Below are 8,353 nucleotides of genomic sequence, written 5' to 3' on the forward strand. Positions count from 1 at the left end.
GCCCAACCCCGAGCTGCACGGGCGCCGTGCCGCCGGGGTCGGCGGACCGGTCGCCGGCCTCGCCGCGGGTGCGGACGCCATGGTGTTCGGTCCGGGTGAGCCCACGCCGGAGCAGGTCGAGGCGTACTGGGCGCAGGTCGACGCGACCGTCCGGGCGATGCACGCCGCGGTGCCGGGTGGGCAGCGCCTGCGCGCGCGCTACTCGACCGCGTCGCTGCGTGCACGACGGCGGGCGGAGCGGGCCGAGCGCTCGGGCCGTCGCGAGGCGCGCCGCGAGGCGAAGCAGGCCGCCCGCGCGGGACGCGGCGTCGTCGAGTGACCGCCTGACGCGTCAGACGACGTCGCGGCGGCGGAAGACGGCGCCGGTCAGCAGCACGAGGACGACCGTGAGCGCGAGGAGCCACAGGCTCCCGTGCGTGAGCGAGACGTGGTGCTCGACGCCCTGGCAGCTGGTCCCGTCGGCCGTGACGGTGCACTCGGTGGTCCAGTAGGTGGTGCCGTCCTGGACCCACGCCGCGACGCTCGTGCGCAGCAGCCACGGCTGGAGCGCGGGGACGAGCCCGGCGACGATCGACTCGACCACGAGCGCCCAGCCGACGAGCAGCCCGAGCGCCGCGGCGGTGTGGCGCAGGAGCACGCCCAGCGCCGCACCGACGACCCCAGCGAGGGCGCCGAGTGCCAGGATCCGCAGGGCGGTCCCCGCGATGTCGCGCCACGCCTCCGCGTCGGTGCCGCCCGCCGCGCCGTTGACCGCGTGCGCCACCCACAGGCCGGCGAGCAGGAGGACGAGCAGCCCGGCGACGAGCGGCAGGGCGACGACGCCCGCGCTCGCGAGCTTGGAGGCGAGGACCCGGAGGCGCTGGGGGACGAAGGTGAGCCACGTGCCGAGCGCGCCCGTGCTGATCTCCGCCGCCGTCGCGGAGACGCCGACGACGAGCACGAGCACGAGCAGCAGCACGGAGGACGTGGCGAGCACGTCCGCCGCCACGTCACCGAAGGCGGGGCGCTCGGGGAAGAACCACTGGCGCTGCGGCTCCATCTGGTCGCAGCCGAAGTCGACGTCGTCCCCCGTCAGGTCGCGCTCGGCGGCCTCCGCCTCCTCGCAGTCGGCGAGCATCTCGTCGCCGTCGGCCTCCCAGCGCTCGACCTCGGCCTGGTAGGCGCGCTCGGCAGCGTCGAGCTGCGTCTGCGTGAGCGGCCGGGTGCTCGACCAGATGCCGAGCGTGATGAGGACGACCGCCGCGACGCCCGCGAGGGCGGCGGCGAGCAGCATGCGTCGCGCGAGCAGGCGCCGGACCTCGACGCCGAGGAGCCTCATCGCGCACCTCCGCGGGTGCGGCGGGACGGCGTCGTGCCGTCGTCGGGCCCGGGTGGTGACGGGGCTGCCGGCGGCGCGGGCGCGTGGGGCTGCGGCGAGGCGCCGTCGGGCGCGCTGGGCGAGGCGCCGTCGGGCGCGCCCAGGGTGTCCGCGCGGGTCAGCTCGAGGAAGACGCTCTCGAGGCCCGCGCGCACGGGGGTCAGCTCGTGCACCCACAGGCCCTGCTGCGCGAGGAGGTACGTGATCCGCGCGGCCGCCGGCTCCCCCTCGACGAGCAGGTGCGCACCGTCCGGCCGGACCTGGAGGCCGGCCGCGTGCAGTGCGGCGGCCGCGCGCTCGGGCTCGGCGACGCCCACGCGCACCGCCGCGGTGCGGTCGCCGATCACGTCGGCCACCGTCCCGCTCGCGAGCAGGCGCCCGCGGCCGATGATCGACACCGTGTCGGCCACCTGCTCGACCTCGGCCAGGATGTGGCTGCTCACCAGGACGGTCCGGCCCTCGTCGGCGAGGCGACGCATGGTGCGCCGGATCTCGTGGATGCCGGCCGGGTCGAGGCCGTTGGTCGGCTCGTCGAAGATCAGCAGGTCGGGCGACTTGAGCAGCGTCGCGGCGATCGCGAGGCGCTGCTTCATGCCGAGGGAGTAGCTCGAGTACCGGTCGCCCGCGCGGTCCGTGAGCCCGGTCTCGTCGAGCACCTCGTCCACGCGGGACCGCGGGGCGCCGATCGCGTCGGCGAGCAGCACGAGGTTGCGCCGTCCGGAGAAGGCGGGGAAGAGCTTGGGCGACTCGACGATGGCGCCGACGCGGCCGATGACCTCGGGCAGCCGCTTCGGGACCTCGTGGCCGAACAGGCTCATCGAGCCCGAGTCCGGGCGGATCAGGCCGAGGAGCATCCGGATGGTCGTCGTCTTGCCCGAGCCGTTGGGCCCGAGGAAGCCGTGCACCCCGCCGGTCGGCACGTCGAGGTCGAGGCCGACGACGGCGACCTGGCGCCCCTTCAGGGAGCTGTACGTCTTGCGCAGGGCACGGGTCTCGACGGCGACGTCGGCAGGCATGCGGCTCCCCCTCGGCCGCGCGCACGGGCACGGCGGTGCGGCGAGGCTAGCGAACGCATGATCGGCGCCGGGGGAGGCCCGCCGAGTCGGGGACTACAGGGTCGCGGGCGTGAACGCGAGCTGGACCACCTGACGCCCGCGGTCGCGCGTGACGAGCTGCCCGCGGCCGGCCGGCCCGGGGACCGGCTTCGCGCCGCCGATGAGCGCCCCCTCGTCCGGGCTGCCCGAGAGCACGAGGCCGGGTGCCGCGAGGTCGCGCAGAGACTGGAGCACGGGCTCGTACATCGAGCGGCTGGCACCACCCGTGCGGCGGGTGAGGACGAGGTGCAGGCCGACGTCGCCGGCCTGCGCGAGCAGCGGCACCAGCGGCGTGAGCGGGTTGCCCGTCGACGTCGAGACGAAGTCGTAGTCGTCGACGAGGATGAACACCTCGGCACCGGACCACCACGAGCGCGCGCGCAGCTGCTCGGGTGTGACGTCGGGTCCCGGCAGGCGCCCGCGCAGGTAGTCGGCCAGCCCGGCGATCTCGCCCTGCGCCTGGTCCTGCGTCGTGAGGTAGCCGGCGAGGTAGTCGTCCGGGATCTCGCCGAGGAGCGAGCGGCGGAAGTCGATCGCGAAGATCTGCGCCTGGCTCGGCGTGTAGAGGCGCTGCACCTCGGACGCGATGCCGCGGAGCAGGGCCGACTTGCCCGAGCCGCCGTCGCCGAACGCGTACAGGTGCGACTCGTCGGTCGGGTCGATGCCGACCGGCGCGAGCGCCGCCTCGTCGACTCCGAGCAGGATGTGCCGGTCGTGCGCGCCCACGCCGCGTGCGGACGCCGCGCGCACCTCGTCGAGCGCGATGTGCTCGGGCAGCAGGCGCAGCTTGGGCCCGGACTGTCCCTGCCACGCCGAGTTGACGGTCTCGACGAGGTGGTCGACCCCGGTGCCGAGGCTCGACGCGTCGCCGTCGCCGTCGACGCGCGGCAGCGCCGTGAGCACGTGGTGCTTGGTCGTGGTGATGCCTCGGCCGGGCCGGTCCTTGGGCACGTTGACGGCGACGCGGCGGTCGATGTCCGAGTCCATCGGGTCGCCGAGGCGCAGCTCGAGCTTGGTGCCGAAGACGTCCTTCACCTGCGTCCGGAAGTCCATCCAGCGGTTCGCCGTGGCGACGAGGTGCAGGCCGAACGTCAGGCCGCGCCCGGCGAGGGTCTGGATCTCCGCCTCGAGCTCGTCGAACTCCGCGCGGATCGTGCTCCAGCCGTCCACCACGAGGAAGATGTCGCCGTAGCCGTCGTCGGCCCGCCCCTGCGCCCGGCGCTGGCGGTACGTCTCGATGGAGTCGATCCCGTTCTGCCGGAAGTAGAGCTCGCGCGCGTCGACGATGCCGTCGATCTCCGCGATGATCCGCCGCACGACGTCGGGCTCGGCCCGGCTCGCGACGCCCGCCACGTGCGCGAGCTTCGCCATCGGGCTGAACGTGCCGCCGCCGAAGTCGAGCACGTAGAACTGCACCTCGAGCGGTGTGCGCGTGAGGGCGAGCGCCGTGACGACCGACCGGGCGGCCGTGCTCTTGCCCGTGCGCGGACCGCCGACGATCGCCATGTGACCGGCGGCCCCGCCGAGGGCGAGCGTGAGGTTCTCGCGGCGCTGCTCGAGCGGGCGGTCGACGATGCCGAGCGGGATCACGAGGTCACCCGCGGACCGCCAGCCGGCCGAGACCAGGCCCAGCGCCGGGTCGGGCGCGAGGTCGGGCATGAGCTGGTCGAACGTGTGCGGCACGACGAGCGGCTCGAGCCACACCTTGTGGGCCGGCCGGCCCTGGCCCGCCATCCGCTGGACGGCGATGTCGAACGTCGCGCGCGTCTCCTCGGGCTCGCCCAGGTCGACGACGGGCGCCTCCTCGAGCTGCGACGTCTCGTCGCCGCGCACCGGTGCGGCCGTGAAGAGCTCGATCCGCTCGTTCGCGGTGCGGCCGGCAGGGCCGCCGCGGGCCGCGCGACGCCGGCCCTTCGGCGGACCGGACACGTACGAGGCCCGGAACTGGATCATCGTGGTCGTGTCGGGCTTGAGGTAGCCCATGCCCGGCACGGGCGGCAGCGTGTACGCGTCCGGCACGCCGAGCACGGTGCGGGACTCGGCGGCCGAGAACGTGCGCAGGCCGATCCGGTAGGAGAGGTGGGACTCGAGGCCGCGCAGGCGACCCTCCTCGAGCCGCTGCGAGGAGAGCAGGAGGTGCATCTGCAGCGACCGCCCGAGGCGGCCGATCGCGACGAAGAGGTCGACGAACTCGGGCTTCGCGGAGAGCAGCTCGGAGAACTCGTCGGCGACGATGAGGAGCGCGGGCAGCGGCTCGAGGTCGGTGCGGCCGTTCGCCCGCGCCTTCTCGTAGTCCGTGACGTTCGCGAAGTTGCCCGCCGCGCGCAGCAGCTCCTGGCGTCGCGTCATCTCGCCCTGGAGGGCGTCCTGCATGCGGTCGACGAGCGTGAGCTCCTCGCCGAGGTTCGTGATGATCGCCGACACGTGCGGCATGTCGGCCATGCCGGCGAAGGTGGCGCCACCCTTGAAGTCGACGAGGACGAAGTTGAGCTCTTCCGACGAGTGCGTCAGCGCGAGCGCGAGCACCAGCGTCCGGAGCACCTCGGACTTCCCGGAGCCGGTCGCGCCGATGATCAGGCCGTGCGGCCCCATGCCCTGCTGCGCGGACTCCTTGATGTCGAGCGCGATGGGCTGCCCCTGCGTCGTGAGGCCGATCGGCACGCGCAGCCGGTCGCGCTGCAGCCGAGGCCGCCAGTGCACCGAGGGGTCGAAGTCGCGCACGTCGCCGATGCCGAGGAGGTCGACGAGCTCGGCCGAGACGGCGGGGGAGTCCTCGGCGCGCGGACCGGACTCGAGGTAGAGCGGCGTGAGCCGGCGGGCCGCGGCGTCGGCGTCGGCGAGCGACATGTGGTCGGCCGTCGCGTGCAGGGGTGTGCGGCCCAGGTGCAGCACCTCGACGGGCAGCCGGGGCGCGCCCGACGGCGTGCGGTGCGCGGCCTGCCGGGCGCCGAGCGTGAGGCGCAGCGTGCGCGGGTCGCTGAGGTCGTCCCAGCGCTCGGGCAGGTCGAGCACCGTGACGCCCATGACGCCGTCGGACGTGAGGACCGCGTTGCCCGGCGGCACCTCGCCGCCGTCGACCACCACGAGGAGGTGCGGCAGCAGCGGGCTCTCGTTCTGGCCGAAGCGCGGCCGGTCGTGCAGCCCCTCGGGCAGCAGGTCCTCGACCTCGCTGAGCGACGCGCCGATCATGCGCGCGGGCCCGACGGCGTCGCGCGATCGCGTGCTGTGGGTGTGCGGCAGCCACTTGGCCCAGTCCCAGTCGCCGAGCGCCTCGGGCGAGGCGAGGACGGCGATGCGCAGGTGCTCCGGCGAGTGGAACGCCGCCAGGTGGCTGACGACGGCGCGCGCGAGGCCGCGGACGTCCGCCTCGTCGCCGGTGATCTCGACGCGTGCGACGGAGCGGACGTCGATCGCGACGGGCACGTCGTGCTGCGTCTGGTGCGTGACCATGAAGCGGTGCGCCGCCGACGCCGCGACCGGGTCGAGCTGCGCGAGGGGCGCGGTCTCCGGCGGGTCGAGGGTCAGGCACAGCGCCTGGTCGGCCAGGCCGATCCGCGCCTCGAGGAAGTCCTCGTGGTCCGGCTGGCGCTCCCAGACGCGCGAGCGCTCCTCGGCCACGACCGGCAGCGCCGTCGGGTCGGGGTTGTCCCAGTGCGCGCGCCGCCGCTGGGCCCGCGCGGCCTGGCGCACGGTGTCGCGCAGCTCGCCGAGGTAGGCGAGGTACTCGCGCCGGGCGCCGACGACGGTGGCCTGGTGCTGGGAGCGCTGCCGCCACCCGTTCACACCGACGAAGCCGAGCGACGCGACGAGGAACATGCCGGCGGCGATCATGCCGCGCGGCCCCGGGCTTGCGAGCGCGACGAAGACGATGGAGCCCGCGGAGCCGAGCATGGGGATGAGGGTCGTGAGCATGCCGCTGATGCCGTCGGACGGCGTGATCTCGGGTGGCGGGAGCACCTGGATGCGACCCGTGGGCACCGACGGCGGTGTGATCCGGGTGCCGCTGGGTCCACCGACGGGCGCTGCGGTCATCTCGTCGGGCTCTCCCTCGTGATGCGGTGGGCCGGAGGACCCGGCGCACACCCTAATATGAGCGCGTCCAGGCGTGCGCGGATCGCTCAGGGGAGACGGTGTGACATCACCCGCCCGGTCCCTCGTGGGCCTGCGTCTGGGTGAACGCTCCCTCGACGTCGCGATGCCCCACGGCGCGTCCGTCTACGACGTGCTGCGCGCGGCGGGCGCCGACCTCGACGACCCGGGCCTCACCGTCGTCGACTCCGCGGGTCAGCAGCTCGACCCCTACTCCACGACCGGCGAGCAGCTGCCCGACGGGTCCGTGCTGCACGTGCTGCGCCGACCGCGCGTCGTCCGCGTCGCACGCGGCGGTCACGAGGTCAGCGACCCGGCCGTCTCACGCCCCACGACGTCGCCCTGGTGGCTCGGCGTCGCCGGCGCGGCCGCCGTCGTCGTCGCGGCGACGGTCGTGCTGGGGATGGACGGCGCGTCGGCGCCGCTCGCGCCGGCCGACCGGTGGGCCGTCGCCGGCGCGCTGATGCTCGCAGGGCTCGCGCTCGCCGTGCTCCGGAGGCGCCCTGGTGCCACCGGGTCGCTGTGGCCCACCGCGGTCGCCGCGCTCGCCGGCGCGGCGGCCGGTGCGATCACCGTCGACCCGCAGGTCGCGGCCGCCGGGCAGCTGCTCGGCGTGGCCGCGCTCGTGGGTGCGACCGTCGTGACGGCCGCGCGCTGGGCCGCGACCCGCCGCGTCCGCGACGACGCCGCCGACCACGCCGGCATCCTCCTCGTGCTCCTCGCCGGCGCCTCCGCCATCTCCGCGGGTGTGCTGCTCCTCGGCCTGCCGGCAGTCCTCGCCTCGGCCGCGATGCTCGGCGCGGTGCCCCTCCTGGTGCGCGCCCTGCCCACCCTCGCCGTGGACGTCCCCGACGAGCAGCTCATCGACGTCGCGCAGGTCGCGACCACGGCCGCGAGCGTGCGGGCGCCCACCCCGCAGCCGCTGGGTGCGGTGAACCGGCGCATGGTCGTGCGGAGCGTGCGCAGCGCCGAGCGTCGCCGCGACGCGGGGACCGTCCTCGTCGCGCTCGTCCCGCCCGTGACGGCGCCGATGGTCCTGGCGTCGGCCGAGCCCGGCGGGCTGACCGGGTGGGCCGCCCTGGTCGCCGTCCTCCTCGTGGCGCTCTCCCTCAACCTCCAGCCCCGCACGACGCGCGGCGCCGTCGTGCGCTGGGCACCGCGCGTGAGCGCCGCCCTGCTGCTCGTCGAGCTCGGCGTGCTCGGCGCCGCGAGCGGCGGGCCGGTGGCGACCGCCGCGACCGGCGCGGCGATCGGCCTCGGCCTCGGGGTGGCGGCGCTGAGCGTCGCTGTCGGCCGCGGCTGGCGGTCGGTCGGCTTCTCGCGCCTCGCGGACACCCTCGAGGGCCTCTCGACGGCGCTCGCGCTGCCGGCTGCGCTCACCGCGGCCGGCGTCGTCGAGGTCCTCCGGCTGGTCACGTCGGCCTGACGTGGCCGTTGCTACGCTGTCGCCGCCGGGCGGGCCGACCGCCACGCTCGAGACTCGGAGGTGGAGGTGAGCTCTCCGGTGGAGGCCACCTGTCCCACCTGCCGCGCGGCCGTCGCCCCGGGCAGCTCCTTCTGCACGCGCTGCGGCTCGGTGCTCACGGGTACGCCCGCGGTCCGCGAGATCGCGGCCGACGTCGGCGGTGGTCAGCAGTGGGGCGGCCGCCCGTCGCGTGACCGCCGCGCCCGCGGAGGTCCCCAGGCTGGTCCCGGGGCGGTCGCCTCGCAGCCCGCCGGTGCCGTCGCGTCGCTCCCCCAGGGCGCGATCACGCCCGTGCCCGTCGGCGCGCAGGTCGCGCACGCCGGCGACGCGTGGCGGGCCGTCAGCGCC

The 8,353-nt window shown here is 75.5% G+C and carries 4 protein-coding genes and 2 pseudogenes; 3 read left to right on the forward strand and 3 right to left on the reverse strand.

Annotated features, from left to right (window positions below):
- Positions 1-319, forward strand: a pseudogene (locus ICW40_RS15860) (hypothetical protein); the annotation flags it as partial.
- Positions 320-331: 12 nt separating this feature from the next.
- Here ICW40_RS15860 and ICW40_RS15865 read toward each other — a convergent pair.
- The 3 genes from ICW40_RS15865 to eccCa all read right to left on the reverse strand — a co-directional run bounded on the left by ICW40_RS15865 (position 332) and on the right by eccCa (position 6,483).
- Entirely contained in the window at positions 332-1,318 is a 987-nt protein-coding gene (locus ICW40_RS15865) for a hypothetical protein (RefSeq protein ID WP_221654986.1), read from the reverse strand.
- The gene (locus ICW40_RS15870) at positions 1,315-2,373 is read right to left on the reverse strand and encodes an ABC transporter ATP-binding protein (protein WP_221654987.1); all 1,059 of its coding nucleotides are present in this window, start codon (positions 2,371-2,373) and stop codon (positions 1,315-1,317) included. The genes ICW40_RS15865 and ICW40_RS15870 overlap by 4 nt, the downstream gene beginning before the upstream one ends.
- Positions 2,374-2,466: 93 nt before the next feature.
- Positions 2,467-6,483 (reverse strand): type VII secretion protein EccCa, encoded by a 4,017-nt coding sequence (eccCa, locus tag ICW40_RS15875; RefSeq protein WP_221654988.1) that lies wholly within the window; start codon positions 6,481-6,483, stop codon positions 2,467-2,469.
- 100 nt (positions 6,484-6,583) lie between these two features.
- Between eccCa and ICW40_RS15880 the strand changes: the two genes are divergently transcribed.
- Positions 6,584-7,966 carry a hypothetical protein gene (locus ICW40_RS15880; protein ID WP_221654989.1) on the forward strand — a complete coding sequence of 461 codons (1,383 nt, stop codon included), beginning with the start codon at positions 6,584-6,586 and terminating at the stop codon, positions 7,964-7,966.
- Between the two features lie 66 nt (positions 7,967-8,032).
- Positions 8,033-8,353, forward strand: a pseudogene (locus tag ICW40_RS15885) (zinc ribbon domain-containing protein); the annotation flags it as partial.

Origin of the sequence: Actinotalea ferrariae (assembly GCF_019733465.1) — a bacterium.
Classification (GTDB): Bacteria; Actinomycetota; Actinomycetes; order Actinomycetales; family Cellulomonadaceae; genus Actinotalea; species Actinotalea ferrariae_A.

Excerpts from the sequence above, each read along its gene's own strand:
- ICW40_RS15865 (WP_221654986.1), bottom strand. The coding sequence starts at position 1,318 with ATGAGGCTCCTCGGCGTCGAGGTCCGGCGCCTGCTCGCGCGACGCATG.
- ICW40_RS15870 (WP_221654987.1), bottom strand. The coding sequence starts at position 2,373 with ATGCCTGCCGACGTCGCCGTCGAGACCCGTGCCCTGCGCAAGACGTAC.
- eccCa (WP_221654988.1), bottom strand. The coding sequence starts at position 6,483 with ATGACCGCAGCGCCCGTCGGTGGACCCAGCGGCACCCGGATCACACCG.